A 19,275-nucleotide genomic window follows, 5' to 3' on the forward strand; every position below is an offset into this window, starting at 1 on the left:
GGGGGTAGAGAAATGAACCAAAATACCGAGGATTGTCATGGCTGAATTACTGTTAGGCGTCAACATCGACCACATCGCCACGCTGCGTAATGCGCGCGGCACGGCGTATCCCGATCCGGTTCAGGCGGCGTTTATCGCTGAACAGGCTGGCGCTGACGGCATTACCGTTCACCTGCGTGAAGACCGTCGCCATATCACCGATCGCGACGTGCGTATTCTGCGTCAGACGCTGGACACCCGTATGAATCTGGAGATGGCGGTCACCGAAGAGATGCTGGTGATTGCCTGCGAGACCCAGCCGCACTTCTGCTGCCTGGTGCCGGAAAAACGCCAGGAAGTAACCACCGAAGGCGGTCTGGATGTGGCCGGTCAGCTCGACAAAATGCGCGATGCCTGCAAGCGCCTGGCGGATGCAGGTATCCTGGTTTCTCTGTTTATCGACGCCGATTTCGCCCAGATTAAAGCGGCGGCCGACGTGGGCGCACCGTATATCGAAATCCACACCGGCTGCTATGCCGATGCCAAAAATGATGCCGAACAGGCCAAAGAGCTGGAGCGTATTGCCAAAGCGGCCACGTATGCTTCAAGCCTGGGACTGAAGGTTAACGCCGGTCACGGCCTGACCTACCATAACGTGAAGGCCATTGCCGCTCTGCCGGAAATGCACGAGCTGAACATCGGCCACGCCATCATTGGCCGCGCGGTGATGAACGGCCTGAAAGAGGCGGTTTCAGAAATGAAACGCCTGATGCAGGAAGCGCGTCAGTAATGGCCATTCTGGGCTTAGGCACCGATATCGTTGAAATAGCCCGTATTGAAGCGGTGATCGCCCGTAGCGGCGATCGCCTCGCAAGACGCGTGCTGAGCGATAACGAGTGGGCCATCTGGGAAGCGCATCAGCAGCCGGTGCGTTTCCTGGCAAAGCGCTTTGCGGTAAAAGAGGCGGCGGCCAAAGCCTTCGGGACCGGCATTCGTAACGGCCTGGCGTTTAATCAGTTCGAAGTGTTTAACGATGAACTGGGCAAACCGAGCCTGCGTCTGTGGGGAGAAGCGCAAAAGCTGGCGGAAAAGCTGGGGGTGAATCATATGCACGTGACGATCGCGGATGAACGTCACTATGCCAGCGCGACGGTGATCATCGAAAGCTAAAGTTTGTCCGCGTGGTGCATCAGGACAAACTTATCCCATAGCTGCTCTTCGCTCTCGACGTGGGCCGGATCCTTCAGGATGGTATTCGGGATCGGGCACACTTTCTGACAGGTCGGCGTTTCATAGTGGCCGATGCATTCCGTGCAGCGGTCGCTGTTAATCTCATAGATGCTGTCGCCCATCGAAATCGCCTGGTTCGGGCATTCGGGCTCGCACATATCGCAATTAATGCATTTTTTGGTAATTAACAGCGCCATCAGGAAATTCTCAGAAACAACACAAACCGGGCGGGCATTATACGCGTCAAACCAGTTTTTTTACCAGTTCTTCGCTGTGACGAATGCGCTCGGGCGCGCGCTCCAGATCCTGCTGCACCAGCGCCATAAACAGCAGGTCCGTCAGCATCATTTGCGCGCTGGTGGACGAGATAGCCGCGCTGCGCGTGGCCTGCTCTTCGGCAATGGTATATAAACAGCGCGTTGCCCGCTGCTGCAGGGCATTCGGCGTAAAACCGGTGATCGCCAGAATTTTACCGCCGACGCGCAGCGCTTCATCGGTTGCCATATTGATTTCACGGCGCTCGCCGGAGTAAGAGATGGCCAGCAGCAGATCGTCAGGATCCATCGCCTGTACGGTCGCCAGCAGGGCGTGCATATCCTGCTCGACGATGGCGTTAAGCCCAATTTTCGTCAGCTTCCAGCCGAAGTTACGCGCCACAAGTCCGGACGCCCCGATACCGGTCAGGATGATGCGCCGCGCGCCGCGCAGCATCGCCACGCTCTCCAGCAGCTTCTCTTCCGTATTCACGTCGAGCGTCGCGTGCATAGCCGCCACGTTCTCTTTGATCAGCTTTTCGCCAACCAGCCGCATCGGGTCATCGCCGCGGATCTGATTATGCACCGGCATTGACTGCGGGTTGGGGTTGCTCACCAGCGCTTCGCTAATCGCCAGCTTGAGGGCGGGGAACCCCTTAAAGCCAATCTTCTGGGCAAACTTCACCACGCTGGACTGGCTCACGCCGGCTTCACTCGCCAGCTGCTGCGAGCTGAGATGGCGTGCATGGTCGGGTTGAGAAAGCAGAAAATCCGCCAGCTTCTTGTCGCTTTGGGCAAAGCCTGCATAGCGCTGGCGAATGCGAATTAAACAGTTCATAGGGTCTCCTGGCGAAAATGTGATTATCTGCGCAAATACGAATTTTGCTCGCCTGAATGAATTTTATATTCCATTATAGTGTGATTATTATGAATTAAAAATTCTTGAGGTACAAAAATGAATCTTGGCTCACTTGTTTCTGAAACGCGTAACCCGCAAACCATGGATCTGGATGCGCTCTCCACCCTGGAGCTGGTTAACCGCTTTAATCAACAGGATACGCTGGTCGCGCAGGCAGTGAAAGAGACATTACCCGAGGTGGCGAAAGCGGTCGATGCGGCGGCGGAAGCCCTTAAGGCCGGCGGTCGAATTATCTACATGGGAGCGGGCACTAGCGGGCGTCTTGGGGTTCTGGATGCGTCAGAATGTCCGCCCACCTTTGGGGTGCCGCACGGTCTGGTCGTTGGGCTGATTGCCGGTGGACCCGGTGCGCTGCTGAAAGCCGTTGAGGGAGCGGAAGACAATGCACAGCTGGGCGAGGATGACCTGAAGGATCTGAATCTGACCGCGAAGGATCTGGTGGTCGGGCTGGCGGCATCCGGGCGCACCCCGTACGTCATTGGCGGGCTGGAATACGCCAACCGGACGGGCTGCACGACGGTGGCCATCTCCTGTAATCCGGGCTCCCCGATTGCGCAGGTGGCCGCTATTGCTATCTCTCCGGTTGTCGGGCCGGAAGCGCTCACCGGCTCCACGCGTCTGAAATCCGGGACCGCACAAAAGCTGGTGCTTAATATGATCTCCACCGGCGCGATGGTGAAGTTCGGCAAGGTTTATCAGAACCTGATGGTGGATATGCAGGCCACCAACGTCAAGCTGGTGGACAGAGCCTGCCGTATGGTGATGGAGGCGACAGGTGCAGGCCGTGAAGAGGCAGAAGCGGTACTCAAGCAGACCGATCACGATGTTAAACCGGCCATTTTGATGATCCTGAGCGGGCTGGATGCGGCGGCCGCGAGAGCCAAACTCGCTGCGCATAACGGCTTCTTACGGGCGGCATTAGAAAACTAACAGAGGCGTCTATGGACAAAACAGCAGCGCTCGCCAGCGATATCCTGCAGGGGATCGGTGGGGAAAAAAATATTCAGCGTCTCGAAAACTGCATGACGCGCGTGCGCGTCGAGGTGCATAACGACGACCAGCTCGACGTGCCGCGCCTGAAGCAACTCTCCGGCGTTAGCGGCTACGTGAAACAAGGGCAGCAGCACCAGCTGATCGTCGGGCCGGGGAAAGCGGCGCAGGTTGTTGATGCCATGCGCGCGCTGATGGGCATTAGCGCGAGCGCGTCGATTGACGATGCGGAACGCACCAGGGCGCAGGCGAAGGCCAAATACAAAGCCCCCATGAGCGATGCGCTGCGTCAGCTGGCAAACGTCTTTATTCCGCTGATCCCGGCGTTTATTGCCTCCGGCCTGATCACCGGGATCATCAATATCCTCAAGCGACCGGATATTGTGGGGGATTTCGCCACGCAGTATCCGAACCTGCTGGGGATTCTCGGGATCTTCGGCAGCGCTGTTTTCGCCATCATGAACATTCTGGTCGGGGTAAATACCGCGAAGGTGTTTGGCGGATCGCTGGCGATGGGCGGAGTAATGGCGGGCATCTTGTCCAGCCCGCAGCTGGCGCAGATTACGCTGTTTGGTGAGGCGCTCCAGCCCGGGCGCGGTGGGGTGATCGCCGTGCTGCTGGTGGTCATCCTGATGTGCTGGATCGAGAAAAGGCTGCGCGCGGTTCTGCCTGGCTCGATCGAGCTGATTCTCAACCCGCTGTTGACCACGCTGATTACCGGTAGCGTAGCGATTGTGGCCCTCCAGCCGCTAGGCGGATGGATCTCTGAAGCCATCGCTCACGGTGCGTCTCTGGCTATCGACCGAGGCGGGCTGCTGGTTGGCGCTGTGCTGTCAGGTACTTTCCTGCCGCTGGTGCTGACTGGCCTGCATCAGGGGCTGGTGCCGATCCACGTCGAGCTGGTGCAGGCGCACGGCTATAACGCGCTGCTGCCTATCCTGTCGATGGCGGGGGTGGGGCAGGTCGGCGCGGCGATTGCCGTACTGATGAAAACCCGCAACGCGCGTCTGAAAAAAATGATTAAAGGCGCGCTCCCGGTCGGACTGCTCGGCATCGGCGAGCCGCTGATTTTCGGCGTTACGCTGCCGCTGGGTAAACCGTTCCTCGCCGCCTGTCTGGGCGGCGCGGTAGGCGGGGCGCTGATCAGCTACTGGAAAGTCGCTACCGTTATCACCTTTGGGCTTTCCGGTTTACCGCTGGCATTAACCATCGTGACCGGAAAAGTGATGCTCTATCTGTTAGGCTATTTAGTAGCGGTGATCGCCGGGTTCCTGTTTACCTGGCTGTTAGGTTTCAACGACCCAGAGGAGTAAGGTTTGGCAAATCACGGGCGTCGCGTTGTCTTTTTCGACCTGGATGGAACGCTGCATCAGCAGGATATGTTTGGTACGTTTATGCGTTACCTGCTGCGGCGTCAGCCTTTGAATGCGCTGCTCGTGCTGCCGCTCTTACCGGTTATCGGGATCGCGCTGCTGGTCAAAGGCCGTGCGGCGCGATGGCCGATGAGTCTGCTGCTGTGGGGATGTACCTTTGGGCACAGCGAAGCGCGGCTCAAACAGCTCGAAAAGGATTTTGCGCACTGGTTTCGCGGCCACGTCGCCGCCTTTCCGGTGGTGCAGGCGCGCCTGACCAGCTACCTCGATGCGAACGATGCCGACATCTGGCTGATTACCGGCTCCCCGCAGACGCTGGTGGAGCAGGTCTACTTTGATACCCCCTGGCTTCCGCGCGTGAATCTTATCGCCACGCAAATTGCCCGCGGCTACGGCGGCTGGGTGCTGACCCTGCGCTGCCTGGGACATGAAAAAGTGGTCCAGCTGGAAAAACGCATCGGTACGCCGCTGCGCCTGTACAGCGGCTACAGCGACAGCAAGCAGGACAACCCGCTGCTCTATTTTTGCCAGCACCGCTGGCGCGTCACACCATCAGGCGAACTTCAGCAACTCGAATAGTCTTCTCTAAAACTGGCGTGTATAATGCCGCCCGCTTTTCGACTGGAGTATCAGCCTTTGTCCAACCCTGAACACAATCATGAATACTGGATGCGCCACGCGCTGACGCTGGCTCAACGCGCCTGGGACGAAGGCGAAGTGCCCGTGGGCGCGGTGCTGGTTCATAACAACCAGGTGATTGGCGAAGGGTGGAACCGTCCTATAGGCCGCCACGATCCTACTGCCCACGCGGAAATCATGGCGCTTCGCCAGGGCGGTCTGGTGCTGCAAAACTATCGCCTGCTTGATACGACGCTGTATGTGACGCTGGAGCCGTGCGTGATGTGCTCCGGCGCGATGGTGCACAGCCGGATCGGCACTCTCGTCTTTGGGGCGCGGGATGAAAAAACCGGTGCGGCCGGTTCGCTGATGGACGTGCTGGGTCACCCGGGTATGAACCACCAGGTGAAGACTATCGGTGGGGTGCTTGCACCAGAGTGTTCGGGGCTGTTAAGCGATTTCTTTCGAATGCGCCGTCAGCAGAAAAAGCAGCAAAAGGCAGAACTGAAGCCGTCGGGCGATTAAGCTCGTCCGGCGCCACGACCGGGTAGCTTTGAGCCAGCTGTTTGGCCTCCGTCGCCTCTTTCTCTTTCTCCAGCAGATACCCGACCAGGCTAATCTGATATTTACGGATATTTTCCACGTAGGCGTAGGCTTCATGTCCCCGCGCGTAGCCGTATGTCAGCTTGTTATACCATGGCTTCTGGCTCAGCAGCGGCAGGCGCTGCTTAACGTCTGACCAGCTGTCCGGGTTACCTTTCGTTTTTGCCGTCAATGCTCGTGCATCAAGCATATGCGCGTAGCCCATATTGTAGGCCGCCAGCGCAAACCAGATCCGCTCTTCTTCCGGCACCGTTTCCGGTACTTTGGCCATCATATCCTGCAGGTAGCGCGCGCCGCCGCTGATGCTCTGTTCGGCGTCGGTACGATCGTTCACGCCCAGGCTCAGCGCCGTATTTTTGGTTAACATCATCAAACCGCGTACGCCCGTGGGCGACGTGGCCTGGGTATCCCAGTGGGATTCCTGATACGAAATAGCAGCCAGCAGTTTCCAGTCAATCTCCTGGGCGTATTTTTCGAACAACGGCTGCAGGTCCGGCAGGACGCTGTCTACCGCGCGCAGGAAGCTGCGGGTGTCAACGTAGTCAAAGTCATCGCCGTGCCCGAGGTACTTTTCCTCCAGACGCGCCAGGGTACCGTCTTCATTGATGGTGTTGAAGAAATCAAGCATCGCGGCAGAGAAGGTCTGGTCGTCATCAAGCTGGCTAAACCAGGTCACGGGCTGCTCGTCGGTGACGTCCAGCGCCACGGCGATTTCAGGATGCACCCGCTGGAACAGGCTGATCGCGACCGAATCGGCGATGGTGTAGGGCACCTTCTGATCTTTTACCTGCTCCAGCAGCTCCGTCGTGCCGAGTTTTGGATCCACCGTCCAGCTCAGGTCGGGATATTTCTTTTCCTTAAGCTCCCGCAGATCGTCAATCACCACGTGACCGGGCGCAATCGTCAGCTGCCGATCGTTAATCGTGGACAGCGAGCGCGGGCGCAGGCTCCCGACGCGGTAAACCAGCTGCTGTGAAACGGAGTAGTAGGTCGGGCCTGGCTGGTAGTTCTTGCTGCGCTCGCTGTTATACACCAGCCCGGCGGCGAGCATATCGGCATCGTCGTTATCGAGGTCGTCAAACAGCTGGTTGATATTCTGGCGGACGGTGATTTTAAGCTTCACGCCAAGATAATCGGCGAACTGTTGTGCCAGTTCATAATCCAGGCCAATGATTTTGCCGTTGACGTCGCTGTAAATCAGCGGCGAGTTGAGGGTACTGACGCGCAATTCCCCCCGCTCCTGAATGGCGGCGATACGGTTTTCGGCTTTGCCGAACCAGGGGATGGAAGGCCAGAGGGCCACTGCCAGCAGCAACGTTACAATGCCGATGAGCAGATAATTAATCTTTAATTTTTTCAATTAGTTAATTCTCTGCGACGCCGGTTGCCTCAGTTTGCTGTAGCCATGTTAATCATAAGGTTTGCCATTGAATGAGCGGCATTTTGCGTAAACTTGCGCCACTTGGCAACCAATTAGAGAGACAGGTCACATCTATTGTTAAATCTCTGTGCAAATTTTATTTCGACGCAAACGGTTTCGTCGGCGCTCAGGATTCTCTATAATGACGCCCGTTTTCCCCCCTTGCGCACACTGTAAGCGCCCCGGCGCTTCGAAGACGAGAGACTTATGATGGAAATTCTGCGTGGTTCGCCTGCACTGTCTGCCTTCCGTATCACTAAACTGCTGGCACGTTTTCAGGCGGCCGACCTTCCGGTAAGCAATATTTACGCTGAGTATGTCCATTTTGCTGACCTGAATGCCCCCCTGAATGCAGAGGAGCGCGTACAGCTGGAACGCCTGCTCAAGTATGGTCCAAGCCTGAACAGCCATACGCCAACCGGCAAACTGATCCTTGCTACGCCTCGTCCGGGCACCATCTCCCCCTGGTCTTCCAAAGCCACCGATATCGCCCACAACTGTGGCCTGAGCCAGATTAACCGTCTGGAACGCGGCGTGGCGTACTACGTGGAAGCCTCTACCCTGAGCGACGCGCAGTGGCAGGCGGTTGCGGCTGAACTGCACGATCGCATGATGGAGAGCGTATTTGCCTCTCTCGATGACGCGCAGAAGCTTTTCTCTCACCATCAGCCTGCGCCGGTACAAAGCGTAGACCTGCTGGGGCAGGGCCGTCAGGCGCTGATTGACGCCAACCTGCGTCTCGGCCTGGCGCTGGCAGAAGACGAAATCGACTACCTGCAGGATGCGTTTGTTAAGCTCAACCGTAACCCGAACGACATCGAACTTTACATGTTCGCGCAGGCTAACTCTGAGCACTGCCGCCACAAGATTTTCAACGCCGACTGGATTATTGACGGCGAACAGCAGCCGAAGTCGCTGTTCAAGATGATCAAAAACACCATGGAGCAAACCCCTGACCACGTGCTGTCTGCCTATAAAGACAACGCCGCGGTAATGGAAGGTTCCGAGGTGGGCCGCTTCTTCGCCGATCGCGAAGCAGGGCGCTATGACTTCCATCAGGAGCCCGCGCATATCCTGATGAAAGTGGAAACCCACAACCACCCGACGGCGATCTCCCCGTGGCCGGGTGCGGCGACCGGCTCCGGCGGTGAAATCCGTGACGAAGGTGCGACCGGTCGTGGCGCTAAACCTAAAGCGGGTCTGGTCGGTTTCTCCGTCTCTAACCTGCGTATCCCGGGCTTTGAACAGCCGTGGGAAGAAGATTTCGGCAAGCCCGAGCGCATCGTGACCGCCCTGGATATCATGACCGAAGGCCCGCTGGGCGGCGCGGCGTTTAACAACGAATTTGGTCGTCCGGCGCTGAACGGTTACTTCCGTACCTATGAAGAGAAAGTGGATAGCCACAACGGCGAAGAGCTGCGCGGCTACCACAAGCCGATCATGCTGGCGGGCGGGATCGGCAACATCCGTGCCGATCACGTGCAGAAAGGCGAGATCGTCGTCGGCGCGAAGCTGATCGTACTGGGCGGCCCGGCGATGAACATCGGTCTGGGCGGCGGTGCAGCCTCTTCTATGGCCTCCGGCCAGTCTGATGCGGATCTCGACTTTGCCTCCGTGCAGCGCGACAACCCTGAGATGGAGCGCCGCTGCCAGGAAGTGATCGACCGCTGCTGGCAGCTGGGCGACGCCAACCCGATCCTCTTCATTCACGACGTGGGCGCGGGCGGCCTGTCCAACGCCATGCCGGAGCTGGTGAGCGACGGCGGCCGCGGCGGGCGTTTCAACCTGCGCGATATCCTGAGCGATGAGCCGGGCATGAGCCCGCTGGAAATCTGGTGTAACGAATCCCAGGAGCGCTACGTGCTGGCGGTTGCTGCGGATCAGCTGCCGCTGTTTGACGAGCTGTGCCGCCGCGAGCGCGCGCCGTATGCCGTCATCGGTGAAGCGACCGAAGAGCAGCACCTTTCCTTAAGCGACACCCACTTTGACAACCAGCCGATCGATCTGCCGCTCGACGTTCTGCTCGGTAAAACGCCGAAGATGACCCGCGACGTAACCACCCGCAAAGCGGCGGGCAAAGCGCTGGATCGCCAGGGCATCACTGTGGCAGAAGCGGTAAACCGCGTGCTGCACCTGCCTGCTGTGGCAGAGAAAACCTTCCTGGTGACCATCGGCGACCGCACCGTGACCGGTATGGTATCGCGCGATCAGATGGTCGGCCCGTGGCAGATCCCTGTCGCGAACTGCGCCGTGACCACCGCGAGCCTCGACAGCTACTACGGCGAAGCGATGGCTCTCGGCGAACGCACCCCGGTGGCGCTGCTGGACTTCGCTGCCTCTGCCCGTCTGGCGGTCGGTGAAGCGCTGACCAACATCGCCGCGACGCAGATTGGCGACATCAAACGTATCAAGCTCTCCGCAAACTGGATGGCCGCAGCCGGTCACCCTGGCGAAGATGCTGGCCTGTATGAAGCCGTGAAAGCGGTGGGCGAGGAGCTGTGTCCTGCCCTCGGCCTGACCATTCCGGTGGGCAAAGACTCCATGTCGATGAAAACCCGCTGGCAGGAAGGCAAAGAGCAGCGCGAGATGACCTCTCCGCTGTCGCTGGTGATCACCGCGTTTGCCCGCGTGGAAGACGTGCGTCACACCGTTACGCCGCAGCTTGCGACCGAAGACAACGCCCTGCTGCTGATTGACCTGGGTAAAGGCCACAACGCGCTGGGTGCTACCGCGCTGGCGCAGGTTTACCGCCAGCTCGGCGACAAGCCAGCCGACGTGCGCGACGTTGCCCAGCTGAAAGGCTTCTACGACGCGATTCAGGCGCTGGTGGCGCAGCGTAAGCTGCTGGCCTACCACGACCGTGCCGACGGCGGCCTGCTGGTGACCCTGGCAGAGATGGCCTTCACCGGCCACTGCGGCGTGGAAGCGAACATTGCGACGCTTGGCGAAGACCGTCTGGCGGCGCTGTTCAACGAAGAGCTGGGCGCCGTGATTCAGGTGCGCGCGGCGGATCGCGACGCGGTTGAAGCGATTCTGGCGAAGCACGGTCTGGCAGACTGCGTGCACTATCTGGGCAAAGCCGTTCAGGGCGACCGCTTCGTCATTGAAGCAGACGGTCACGCGGTGTTCAGCGAAAGCCGCACCACGCTGCGCATGTGGTGGGCGGAAACCACCTGGCAGATGCAGCGCCTGCGTGATAACCCGGAATGTGCCGATCAGGAGCATAACGCGAAAGCGAATGACCAGGATCCAGGCCTGAACGTGAAGCTCTCCTTCGACATTAACGAAGACATCGCCGCGCCGTACATTGCGACCGGCGCGCGTCCTAAAGTGGCCGTGCTGCGCGAGCAGGGCGTCAACTCCCACGTTGAGATGGCGGCTGCCTTCCACCGCGCGGGCTTTGACGCTATCGACGTCCACATGAGCGATCTGCTGGCCGGACGTACCGGGCTGGAAGATTTCCAGGCGCTGGTGGCGTGCGGCGGTTTCTCCTACGGCGACGTGCTGGGCGCGGGCGAAGGTTGGGCGAAGTCCATCCTGTTTAACAGCCGCGTGCGCGACGAGTTCGAAACCTTTTTCCACCGTCCGCAGACCCTGGCGCTGGGCGTGTGTAACGGCTGCCAGATGATGTCTAACCTGCGCGAGCTGATCCCGGGCAGCGAAGCCTGGCCGCGCTTTGTGCGCAACCAGTCTGACCGCTTCGAGGCGCGCTTCAGCCTGGTGGAAGTCACCCAAAGCCCGTCTCTGCTGCTGCAGGGGATGGTCGGTTCTCAGATGCCAATCGCCGTTTCCCATGGTGAAGGTCAGGTAGAAGTGCGCGACGCTGCGCATCTGGCTCAGCTGGAGAGCAAAGGCCTGGTGGCGCTGCGCTTTGTCGATAACTTCGGCAAGGTGACGGAAACCTACCCGGCTAACCCGAACGGCTCCGCCAACGGTATTACGGCAGTGACCAGCGAAAGCGGTCGAGCGACCATCATGATGCCGCACCCGGAACGCGTATTCCGTACCGTGAGCAACTCCTGGCACCCGGAAAACTGGGGCGAGGACAGCCCGTGGATGCGTATCTTCCGCAACGCGCGTAAGCAGCTGGGTTAAGTTTTAGGCAATATCTGTAGGCCCGGTAAGCGAAAGCTCGACCGGGCTTTTTTATTTGTGTCGCAATTGCGCGACAGACCCGCAATTCAACTGTCTCCAAAAGGCGACATTTAACTCGTTGATTTATATATGGCAGTAAAGGTTCCCGTTAAGGTGTTGCTTAATAGCGACACTTAGCCTGGAAATCATTCAACTGAAAATTAACAGGCTAAACGAGTAAAACTCATAAATTTCAAACTGTTAATATTTTGTTTTGCATTCTGGCACGGGTGTTGCATAATATTAACCAGTGGCTCATTCACCTTCTTATGTCAGCCCCTTCGGGACGCGCTACATAAACTTCGAATGACGCACAAAAAGGTGCCTGCCGTCCAACTACTGATCATAGCGATGCTTTATCAGGCCAGGGCGAAACGTCGAGTTAGGCACCGCCTCATTCCATGACAAAGCCGGGTTTTTACCCGGCTTTGTTGTATCTGAAGGGCAGACTCAGTTACGCTCTGCGTAAACCACCATTAAGAGAGTAATGCGTTGAAACGCTGGCCCGTTTTCCCCCGCTCCCTGCGGCAGCTCGTCATGATGGCCTTCCTGCTGATCCTGCTACCGCTGCTGATCCTTGCCTGGCAGGCGTGGCAAAGCCTGAACGCGCTGAGCGCGCAGGCGGCTTTGACCAACCGCACGACGCTCATCGACGCCAGACGCAGTGAAGCGATGACCAACGCCGCGCTGGAGATGGAGCGTAGCTATCGTCAGTATTGCGTGCTTGACGATAGGACGCTGGAAAAGGTTTATCAGAGCCAGCGTAAACGCTACAGCGAAATGCTGGACGCTCACGCGGGGGTCCTACCTGATGACAAGCTCTATCAAGCGTTGCGTCAGGATTTAAACGATCTCGCGCAGCTGCAGTGCAGCAACAGCGGCCCGGATGCCGTTGCTGCCGCGCGCCTCGAAGCTTTTGCCAGCGCCAACACCGAGATGGTGCAGTCAACGCGCGCGGTGATTTTCTCTCGCGGCCAGCAGCTCCAGCAGGAGATTGCCGAGCGCGGCCAGTTCTTCGGCTGGCAGGCGCTGGTGCTGTTCCTGGTGAGCCTCGGGCTGGTACTGCTCTTTACCCGCATGATCATCGGCCCGGTGAAGGGCATCCAGCGTATGATTAACCGTCTGGGGGAGGGGAAATCGCTCGGGGATACGGTCGCCTTTAAAGGTCCCCGCGAGCTGCGATCCGTAGGCCAGCGCATTATCTGGCTGTCCGAGCGCCTGGCGTGGCTCGAATCACAGCGCCATCAGTTCCTGCGCCATATCTCTCATGAGCTTAAAACGCCGCTGGCCAGCATGCGCGAAGGGACGGAGCTGCTGGCGGACGAAGTGGCCGGGCCCCTTACGCCAGAACAGAAAGAAATTGTCGAGATCCTGGATAACAGCAGCCGCAATCTGCAAAAGCTGATTGAGCAACTGCTGGATTACAACCGCAAGCTGGCTGACGGGGCGGTCGTACTGGAAAACGTTGAAATTGAGCCGCTGGTGGATATGGTGATCTCCGCCCACAGCTTGCCAGCAAGAGCTAAAATGATGCATACCGGCGTCGAGCTGAATGCGCCTGCGTGCCTGGCTGAACCCATGCTGCTGATGAGCGTTCTGGATAATCTTTACTCCAATGCGGTGCACTATGGTACTGAATCCGGTAACATTTATATCCGAAGTAATACGAATGGTTCACGGGTGTTTATTGACGTCGCAAACACCGGCACCCCGATCCCCGATGACGAAAAAACCATGATCTTCGAACCCTTTTTCCAGGGAAGTCATCAGCGGAAAGGCGCGGTTAAAGGAAGCGGGCTGGGCTTGAGCATCGCCCGGGACTGCATTCGACGCATGCAGGGTGAGCTAAACATTGCCGCGGACGAACGTTCAGATGTTTGCTTCCGTATCGAACTGCCCCTGAGCCGGAAAAATCAATAAAATGAATCTATGTCTGGTGAGTATGTCACACGTCTTTTTCCGCGCCGTACGCGCGGTGTTTTCCTGCAACACGCTTCGCCTGAGCCTGCCCTGTTTATTTCTGGCAGGGTGTGTTTCCCATGCGCCACAAAGTGCCATTAGCGATAAACAAGAAGATAAATGGCCCGATAACCAGCTGGCAGATTTCCTCTCCACCCGCTGTGAAGACATCTGGAACCTGTCAGGACATGACGTTGAAAGCAACCCGCTGTTCTGGCTGCGTGGAATAGACTGCGCCCAGCGTCTTGCGCCGGTAGACGCCCGCTCGAAGGCGGCGATGCTGGATGACGATACATGGCAGGACGCTTTCAAGCGCGGGATTTTACTCGCAGATGCGAAAATCACCCCCGTTGAACGCCGCGTCAATGTGACCCGACTGGACACGTACGTGGTCAATCTTCCCGTGCAGGTACGCCCGGTATACCAGCTCTGGCGCGATGGGCAGACATTACAGCTTCAGCTGTCTGAAGAGCGCTCCCGCTACAGCAAGCTGCAGCAGTCAACCGACAGCGAGCTTGATACGCTGCGCCAACAGCAGCAACATTTACGTACGCAGCTGGATACCACGACGCGCAAGCTGGAAAACCTGACGGATATCGAAAGGCAGCTCTCGTCGCGTAAGTATCAGCCGGGGAGTTCATCCGCTGCACCGGACAGCGATACGCCGAAACAAGAGGATGTGAAGCATGACGAGCCGTAAACCTGCCCATCTTTTACTGGTGGATGACGATCCCGGGCTGTTAAAGCTGCTGGGGATGCGTCTGGTGAGCGAAGGCTACAGCGTCGTCACCGCTGAAAGCGGGCTGGAGGGGCTCAAGATCCTCAGCCGCGAGAAAATCGATCTGGTGATAAGCGACCTGCGGATGGACGAAATGGATGGCCTGCAGCTGTTCGCGGAGATCCAGAAGCAGCAGCCGGGTATGCCCGTGATTATCCTGACGGCGCACGGGTCGATCCCGGATGCGGTTGCCGCGACGCAGCAGGGGGTCTTCAGCTTCCTGACCAAGCCGGTGGACAAAGACGCGCTTTATAAGGCTATCGACAGCGCGCTGGAACACGCCGCCCCGGCGGGGGATGAAGCGTGGCGGGAGTCCATCGTCACCCGCAGCCCCATTATGCTGCGTCTGCTTGAACAGGCCCGGATGGTGGCGCAGTCCGACGTCAGCGTGCTCATCAACGGCCAGAGCGGAACCGGGAAAGAGATCCTGGCCCAGGCGATCCATAACGCCAGCCCGCGCAGTAAAAACGCCTTTATCGCCATTAACTGCGGCGCGCTTCCGGAACAGCTGCTCGAATCTGAACTGTTTGGTCACGCCCGCGGCGCATTCACCGGCGCGGTGAGCAGCCGGGAAGGGCTGTTCCAGGCCGCGGAAGGGGGCACGCTGTTCCTGGACGAGATTGGCGACATGCCCGCGCCGCTGCAGGTCAAACTGCTGCGCGTGTTGCAGGAGCGAAAAGTTCGCCCGCTGGGCAGCAACCGCGATATCGATATTAATGTGCGCATTATTTCCGCCACCCACCGCGACTTGCCAAAAGTGATGGCGCGCAACGAGTTTCGCGAAGATCTCTACTACCGTCTAAACGTGGTGAATCTGAAGATCCCGGCGCTGGCGGAGCGTGCGGAAGACATACCGCTGCTGGCGAACCATCTTTTGCGCCAGGCGGCCGATCGCCATAAACCGTTCGTGCGCGCGTTTTCCACCGACGCGATGAAGCGGCTGATGGCCGCAGGCTGGCCGGGTAACGTGCGCCAGCTGGTGAACGTGATTGAGCAGTGCGTGGCGCTGACCTCCTCACCGGTGATCAGCGATGCGCTGGTGGAGCAGGCGCTGGAAGGGGAAAACACGGCTCTGCCGACGTTTGCGGAAGCGCGGAATCAGTTCGAGCTGAACTATCTGCGCAAGCTATTGCAGATCACCAAAGGCAACGTGACCCACGCGGCGCGCATGGCCGGACGCAACCGCACCGAGTTCTACAAGCTGCTGTCGCGCCACGAGCTGGAAGCAAACGATTTTAAAGAGTAATGCCGTATGGTACTGTGAGCAATCGATTACGAGGCAGCTTACAGGCAAGAGTTTAAGGACCCACCATGAAAAAGATTGATGCGATTATTAAACCTTTCAAACTGGATGACGTGCGTGAAGCGCTGGCGGAAGTCGGCATCACCGGGATGACCGTGACGGAAGTGAAAGGTTTTGGTCGTCAGAAGGGCCACACCGAGCTTTACCGTGGCGCAGAGTACATGGTCGACTTTCTGCCGAAAGTAAAAATTGAAATCGTGGTCAGCGACGATATCGTCGATACCTGCGTGGATACCATTATCCGCACCGCGCAGACGGGCAAAATCGGCGACGGTAAAATCTTCGTCTTTGACGTGGCGCGCGTGATCCGTATCCGTACCGGCGAAGAAGACGACGCCGCGATTTAACATTGCCAACGGTTTTGTAGGCCGGGTAAGGCGCAGCCGCCACCCGGCGAAAAAAAGCCCCTCGAACGAGGGGCTTTTTCATTACAGCACCTTATGCGGCCCGAAACATTCGTAATGAATGTTGTCTTTGTTCACGCCCAGCTCCACCAGCTGCTTCGCGGCATACTGCATAAACGCCACCGGCCCGCAGACGTAGAACTGCATGTCCGGCGCGCTAAATGCCCCTTCCATCTGGCTTAAATTCATCAGACCTTCGCTGTCAAACCGAGCGGCCGCGCGGTCTTTATCCGTCGGTAGGCGATACCAGGTGTGCGCGGTGAAGCGCGGCAGGGACGCCCCGAGCGTTTTCACTTCATCCGCAAAGGCGTGCACGTCGCCGTTTTCCGCAGCGTGGAACCAGTTTACCTGCGCACCGTGATTGGCTTTCGCCAGCGTATCGAGCATCGCCAGCATTGGCGTTTGGCCGACGCCCGCAGAGATCAGCGTAACCGGGGTATTCGCTTCAACCGCCATGAAGAAATCGCCCGCCGGCGCGGCCAGATGGACCACGTCGCCCACGTTAGCTTCGTTGTGTAGCCAGTTGGATACCTGACCGCCGTCCTCACGCTTCACCGCAATACGGTAGCCTTTGCCGTTTGGCTTGCGGGTAAGAGAATACTGGCGGATCTCCTGATGCGGGAAGCCTTCAGGCTTCAGCCACACGCCCAGATACTGGCCCGGCTGGTAATCGGCAACCGGCTGTCCGTCCACCGGCTCAAATTCAAAGCTGGTAATCAGCGCGCTGCGCGGCGTTTTCTCGACGATGCGGAAGGCGCGCGTGCCTTTCCAGCCGCCGTTCTTGCTGGCGTTTTCGCTGTAGATCTGCGCTTCGCGGTTGATAAACACGTTTGCCAGCACGCCGTAGGCTTTCCCCCACGCGTCCAGCACCTCCTGGCCCGGGCTGAACATCTCGTCCAGCGTTGCCAGCAGGTGGCCACCCACAATGTTGTACTGCTCGGGTTGGATCTGGAAGCTGGTGTGTTTCTGCGCGATTTTTTCCACCGCAGGCAGCAGTGCAGCCAGGTTTTCAATATTGCTGGCATAGGCCGCGATGGCGTTGAACAGCGCTTCGCGCTGATCGCCGTTACGCTGGTTGCTCATGTTGAAAATTTCTTTGAGCTCCGGGTTATGCGTAAACATGCGATCGTAGAAATGGGCGGTGAGTTTAGGGCCGGTTTCCACCAGCAGGGGGATGGTGGCTTTAACGGTAGCGATGGTTTGAGCGTCGAGCATGAGCGCATCCTTCTGATGTGACTTTAATGATGTATTTTAAATGCATCTTATAAAAAATACCCCTGCGTTGTAAATGGTTCTTTGCAAGATGAAAAATATGCATCACAAACCTGAAAAGAAATCCGCTCGAAAGGGCGAGAGCTTTATTCCTCAAACCCTTGCGTGGCGCGCAGGAAAACGTTTGCGTAAAATCGTTTGTCAAGACCTGTTATCACAGAACTAATCAGTTATACTGTTGCCCGTCGTCCAACAGGACTGCCTTTTCAGGCCAAAATTTACTTGTTAGCTGAGTCAGGAGATGCGGATGTTAAAGCGTGAAATGAACATTGCCGATTATGATGCCGAACTGTGGCAGGCTATGGAGCAGGAAAAAGTACGTCAGGAAGAGCACATCGAACTGATCGCCTCCGAAAACTACACCAGCCCGCGCGTTATGCAGGCGCAGGGTTCTCAGCTGACTAACAAATATGCTGAAGGTTACCCGGGCAAGCGCTACTACGGCGGTTGCGAGTATGTTGATATCGTTGAGCAGCTGGCTATCGATCGTGCGAAAGAACTCTTTGGCGCTGACTACGCAAACGTGCAGCCGCACTCTGGCTCTCAGGCTAACTTCGCGGTCTACACCGCGCTGCTGCAGCCGGGCGATACCGTTCTGGGTATGAACCTGGCGCAGGGCGGCCACCTGACTCACGGCTCCCCGGTTAACTTCTCCGGCAAACTGTACAACATCATCCCTTACGGTATTGATGAGTCCGGTAAAATTGACTACGAAGACATGGCGAAGCAGGCTAAAGAGCACAAACCGAAGATGATCATCGGTGGCTTCTCTGCTTACTCCGGTATCGTTGACTGGGCAAAAATGCGTGAAATCGCAGACAGCATTGGTGCTTACCTGTTCGTCGACATGGCGCACGTTGCGGGTCTGATTGCCGCTGGCGTTTACCCGAACCCGGTTCCACACGCTCACGTTGTGACCACCACCACCCACAAAACCCTGGCGGGTCCACGCGGTGGCCTGATCCTGGCGAAAGGCGGTGACGAAGAGCTGTACAAAAAACTGAACTCCGCCGTATTCCCAAGCGCGCAGGGCGGCCCGCTGATGCACGTTATCGCGGCTAAAGCCGTTGCGCTGAAAGAAGCGATGGAGCCAGAATTCAAGGTTTATCAGCAGCAGGTTGCTAAGAACGCTAAAGCGATGGTGGAAGTGTTCCTGAACCGTGGCTACAAAGTGGTCTCCGGCGGTACTGAAAACCACCTGTTCCTGCTGGATCTGGTTGATAAGAACCTGACCGGTAAAGAAGCTGACGCAGCCCTGGGCCGCGCCAACATCACCGTGAACAAAAACAGCGTGCCAAACGATCCGAAGAGCCCGTTCGTGACCTCCGGTATCCGTATCGGTTCTCCGGCCGTGACTCGTCGCGGCTTCAAAGAAGCGGAAGTGAAAGAGCTGGCTGGCTGGATGTGTGACGTTCTGGACAACATCAATGACGAAGCGGTTATCGAGCGCGTCAAAGGTAAAGTTCTGGATATCTGCGCACGCTTCCCGGTATACGCGTAATTCCTCTGCTTTGCAGAAATAAAAAAGGCCGCGCTTGCGGCCTTTTTTTTTGGGGCTTAACGCCGGTCGAGGGAAATAGCCCCCGGACCAACAATGGCCAGTAAAATAAAGGCGCCAGCAATACTGATGTTCTTATAGAAATTAATCATATTCGGTACGACCGCATCACCGGTCATATCCCAGTAATGGTGACCGATAATCGCCGTGCCCAGCGTATAGAATACAAACAGTACCGCGAGCGGGCGGGTGAAAAAGCCCAGCACGATCAGAATGGCGGCAGGGACTTCCATCATCACCGCAATAATGGCCGCCAGCATGGGCATCGGCGTACCCAGCGAGGTCATATATTGTACGGTGCCGCTAAACCCCGTCAGTTTTGGATAGCCAAAGATGATAAACAGCACGACAAGCGCGATGCGACCAATCAGCAGCAGCAGGTGACGTGACTGACCGAAATCGAAATAACGTAGTGAGTTCATGGCAGAAAAACCTCTGCAAGTGGAGTAATTTAAACGTAATACATATTTTCATTCCCTGC

General features: G+C 57.6%; 17 protein-coding genes. 12 read left to right on the forward strand and 5 right to left on the reverse strand.

Features of this window, described 5'->3' with window-relative positions; genetic code table 11:
* Nucleotides 1-37: 37 nt before the first annotated feature.
* Nucleotides 38-769, forward strand: a complete 732-nt coding sequence (gene pdxJ, locus ACZ6J2_RS05370) for a pyridoxine 5'-phosphate synthase (protein WP_471725087.1) — start codon at nt 38-40, stop codon at nt 767-769.
* A complete protein-coding gene (gene acpS / locus ACZ6J2_RS05375; RefSeq protein ID WP_023294331.1) occupies nt 769-1,149 on the forward strand; it encodes a holo-ACP synthase in 381 nt (126 codons plus the stop codon). The genes pdxJ and acpS overlap by 1 nt, the downstream gene beginning before the upstream one ends.
* Here the strand turns inward: acpS and ACZ6J2_RS05380 are convergent.
* Nucleotides 1,146-1,406, reverse strand: a complete 261-nt coding sequence (locus tag ACZ6J2_RS05380) for a YfhL family 4Fe-4S dicluster ferredoxin (protein ID WP_008502177.1) — start codon at nt 1,404-1,406, stop codon at nt 1,146-1,148. The two genes, acpS and ACZ6J2_RS05380, sit on opposite strands and share 4 nt — an antisense overlap.
* A gap of 46 nt (nt 1,407-1,452) precedes the next feature.
* Nucleotides 1,453-2,301 (reverse strand): MurR/RpiR family transcriptional regulator, encoded by an 849-nt coding sequence (locus ACZ6J2_RS05385; protein ID WP_023308844.1) that lies wholly within the window; start codon nt 2,299-2,301, stop codon nt 1,453-1,455.
* Between the two features lie 117 nt (nt 2,302-2,418).
* Here ACZ6J2_RS05385 and murQ point away from each other — a divergent pair, with 117 nt between their 5' ends.
* The 4 genes from murQ to tadA are packed head-to-tail and all read left to right on the forward strand — an operon-like array spanning nt 2,419 to nt 5,888.
* Complete coding sequence (gene murQ, locus ACZ6J2_RS05390; RefSeq protein ID WP_029741136.1) at nt 2,419-3,312, forward strand: N-acetylmuramic acid 6-phosphate etherase; 894 nt, start codon at nt 2,419-2,421, stop codon at nt 3,310-3,312.
* A gap of 11 nt (nt 3,313-3,323) precedes the next feature.
* Nucleotides 3,324-4,685, forward strand: a complete 1,362-nt coding sequence (locus ACZ6J2_RS05395) for a PTS transporter subunit EIIC (protein ID WP_471725088.1) — start codon at nt 3,324-3,326, stop codon at nt 4,683-4,685.
* A gap of 3 nt (nt 4,686-4,688) precedes the next feature.
* Nucleotides 4,689-5,324 (forward strand): phosphatidylglycerophosphatase C, encoded by a 636-nt coding sequence (gene yfhb / locus ACZ6J2_RS05400; RefSeq protein WP_121425131.1) that lies wholly within the window; start codon nt 4,689-4,691, stop codon nt 5,322-5,324.
* 24 nt (nt 5,325-5,348) lie between these two features.
* A complete protein-coding gene (tadA, locus tag ACZ6J2_RS05405; protein ID WP_319876426.1) occupies nt 5,349-5,888 on the forward strand; it encodes a tRNA adenosine(34) deaminase TadA in 540 nt (179 codons plus the stop codon).
* Here the strand turns inward: tadA and mltF are convergent.
* Nucleotides 5,776-7,326 carry a membrane-bound lytic murein transglycosylase MltF gene (mltF, locus tag ACZ6J2_RS05410; protein ID WP_045888302.1) on the reverse strand — a complete coding sequence of 517 codons (1,551 nt, stop codon included), beginning with the start codon at nt 7,324-7,326 and terminating at the stop codon, nt 5,776-5,778. The genes tadA and mltF overlap by 113 nt on opposite strands.
* Before the next feature lie 267 nt (nt 7,327-7,593).
* On the opposite strand from mltF, the gene purL reads away from it, so the two are divergent.
* The 5 genes from purL to glnB all read left to right on the forward strand — a co-directional run bounded on the left by purL (nt 7,594) and on the right by glnB (nt 15,907).
* Nucleotides 7,594-11,481 (forward strand): phosphoribosylformylglycinamidine synthase, encoded by a 3,888-nt coding sequence (gene purL, locus ACZ6J2_RS05415; RefSeq protein WP_471725089.1) that lies wholly within the window; start codon nt 7,594-7,596, stop codon nt 11,479-11,481.
* A gap of 531 nt (nt 11,482-12,012) precedes the next feature.
* Nucleotides 12,013-13,440: a two component system sensor histidine kinase QseE/GlrK gene (gene qseE / locus ACZ6J2_RS05420; RefSeq protein WP_069303181.1), complete on the forward strand. Its 1,428-nt coding sequence runs from the start codon at nt 12,013-12,015 to the stop codon at nt 13,438-13,440.
* A gap of 1 nt (nt 13,441) precedes the next feature.
* Nucleotides 13,442-14,179: a two-component system QseEF-associated lipoprotein QseG gene (gene qseG / locus ACZ6J2_RS05425; protein WP_369604426.1), complete on the forward strand. Its 738-nt coding sequence runs from the start codon at nt 13,442-13,444 to the stop codon at nt 14,177-14,179.
* Nucleotides 14,166-15,503: a two-component system response regulator GlrR gene (gene glrR, locus ACZ6J2_RS05430; RefSeq protein WP_023308835.1), complete on the forward strand. Its 1,338-nt coding sequence runs from the start codon at nt 14,166-14,168 to the stop codon at nt 15,501-15,503. The genes qseG and glrR overlap by 14 nt, the downstream gene beginning before the upstream one ends.
* 65 nt (nt 15,504-15,568) lie before the next feature.
* Complete coding sequence (glnB, locus tag ACZ6J2_RS05435; protein ID WP_003860685.1) at nt 15,569-15,907, forward strand: nitrogen regulatory protein P-II; 339 nt, start codon at nt 15,569-15,571, stop codon at nt 15,905-15,907.
* An 81-nt stretch (nt 15,908-15,988) separates the two neighbouring features.
* Here glnB and hmpA read toward each other — a convergent pair whose 3' ends face one another.
* Complete coding sequence (gene hmpA / locus ACZ6J2_RS05440) at nt 15,989-17,179, reverse strand: NO-inducible flavohemoprotein (protein ID WP_471725090.1); 1,191 nt, start codon at nt 17,177-17,179, stop codon at nt 15,989-15,991.
* A gap of 304 nt (nt 17,180-17,483) precedes the next feature.
* Between hmpA and glyA the strand changes: the two genes are divergently transcribed.
* A complete protein-coding gene (gene glyA, locus ACZ6J2_RS05445; RefSeq protein WP_008502165.1) occupies nt 17,484-18,737 on the forward strand; it encodes a serine hydroxymethyltransferase in 1,254 nt (417 codons plus the stop codon).
* Between the two features lie 56 nt (nt 18,738-18,793).
* Here the strand turns inward: glyA and ACZ6J2_RS05450 are convergent, their stop codons facing one another.
* Nucleotides 18,794-19,216, reverse strand: coding sequence for a DoxX family protein (locus tag ACZ6J2_RS05450; RefSeq protein ID WP_471725092.1), 423 nt, complete (start codon nt 19,214-19,216; stop codon nt 18,794-18,796).
* Between the last annotated feature and the right edge of the window lie 59 nt (nt 19,217-19,275).

The sequence above is a fragment of the Enterobacter sp. E14S genome, from assembly GCF_055666685.1.

Excerpts from the sequence above, each read along its gene's own strand:
- pdxJ (WP_471725087.1), top strand. The coding sequence starts at position 38 with ATGGCTGAATTACTGTTAGGCGTCAACATCGACCACATCGCCACGCTG.
- acpS (WP_023294331.1), top strand. The coding sequence starts at position 769 with ATGGCCATTCTGGGCTTAGGCACCGATATCGTTGAAATAGCCCGTATT.
- ACZ6J2_RS05380 (WP_008502177.1), bottom strand. The coding sequence starts at position 1,406 with ATGGCGCTGTTAATTACCAAAAAATGCATTAATTGCGATATGTGCGAG.
- ACZ6J2_RS05385 (WP_023308844.1), bottom strand. The coding sequence starts at position 2,301 with ATGAACTGTTTAATTCGCATTCGCCAGCGCTATGCAGGCTTTGCCCAA.
- murQ (WP_029741136.1), top strand. The coding sequence starts at position 2,419 with ATGAATCTTGGCTCACTTGTTTCTGAAACGCGTAACCCGCAAACCATG.
- ACZ6J2_RS05395 (WP_471725088.1), top strand. The coding sequence starts at position 3,324 with ATGGACAAAACAGCAGCGCTCGCCAGCGATATCCTGCAGGGGATCGGT.
- tadA (WP_319876426.1), top strand. The coding sequence starts at position 5,349 with ATGCCGCCCGCTTTTCGACTGGAGTATCAGCCTTTGTCCAACCCTGAA.
- purL (WP_471725089.1), top strand. The coding sequence starts at position 7,594 with ATGATGGAAATTCTGCGTGGTTCGCCTGCACTGTCTGCCTTCCGTATC.
- qseG (WP_369604426.1), top strand. The coding sequence starts at position 13,442 with ATGAATCTATGTCTGGTGAGTATGTCACACGTCTTTTTCCGCGCCGTA.
- glrR (WP_023308835.1), top strand. The coding sequence starts at position 14,166 with ATGACGAGCCGTAAACCTGCCCATCTTTTACTGGTGGATGACGATCCC.
- glnB (WP_003860685.1), top strand. The coding sequence starts at position 15,569 with ATGAAAAAGATTGATGCGATTATTAAACCTTTCAAACTGGATGACGTG.
- hmpA (WP_471725090.1), bottom strand. The coding sequence starts at position 17,179 with ATGCTCGACGCTCAAACCATCGCTACCGTTAAAGCCACCATCCCCCTG.
- glyA (WP_008502165.1), top strand. The coding sequence starts at position 17,484 with ATGTTAAAGCGTGAAATGAACATTGCCGATTATGATGCCGAACTGTGG.
- ACZ6J2_RS05450 (WP_471725092.1), bottom strand. The coding sequence starts at position 19,216 with ATGAACTCACTACGTTATTTCGATTTCGGTCAGTCACGTCACCTGCTG.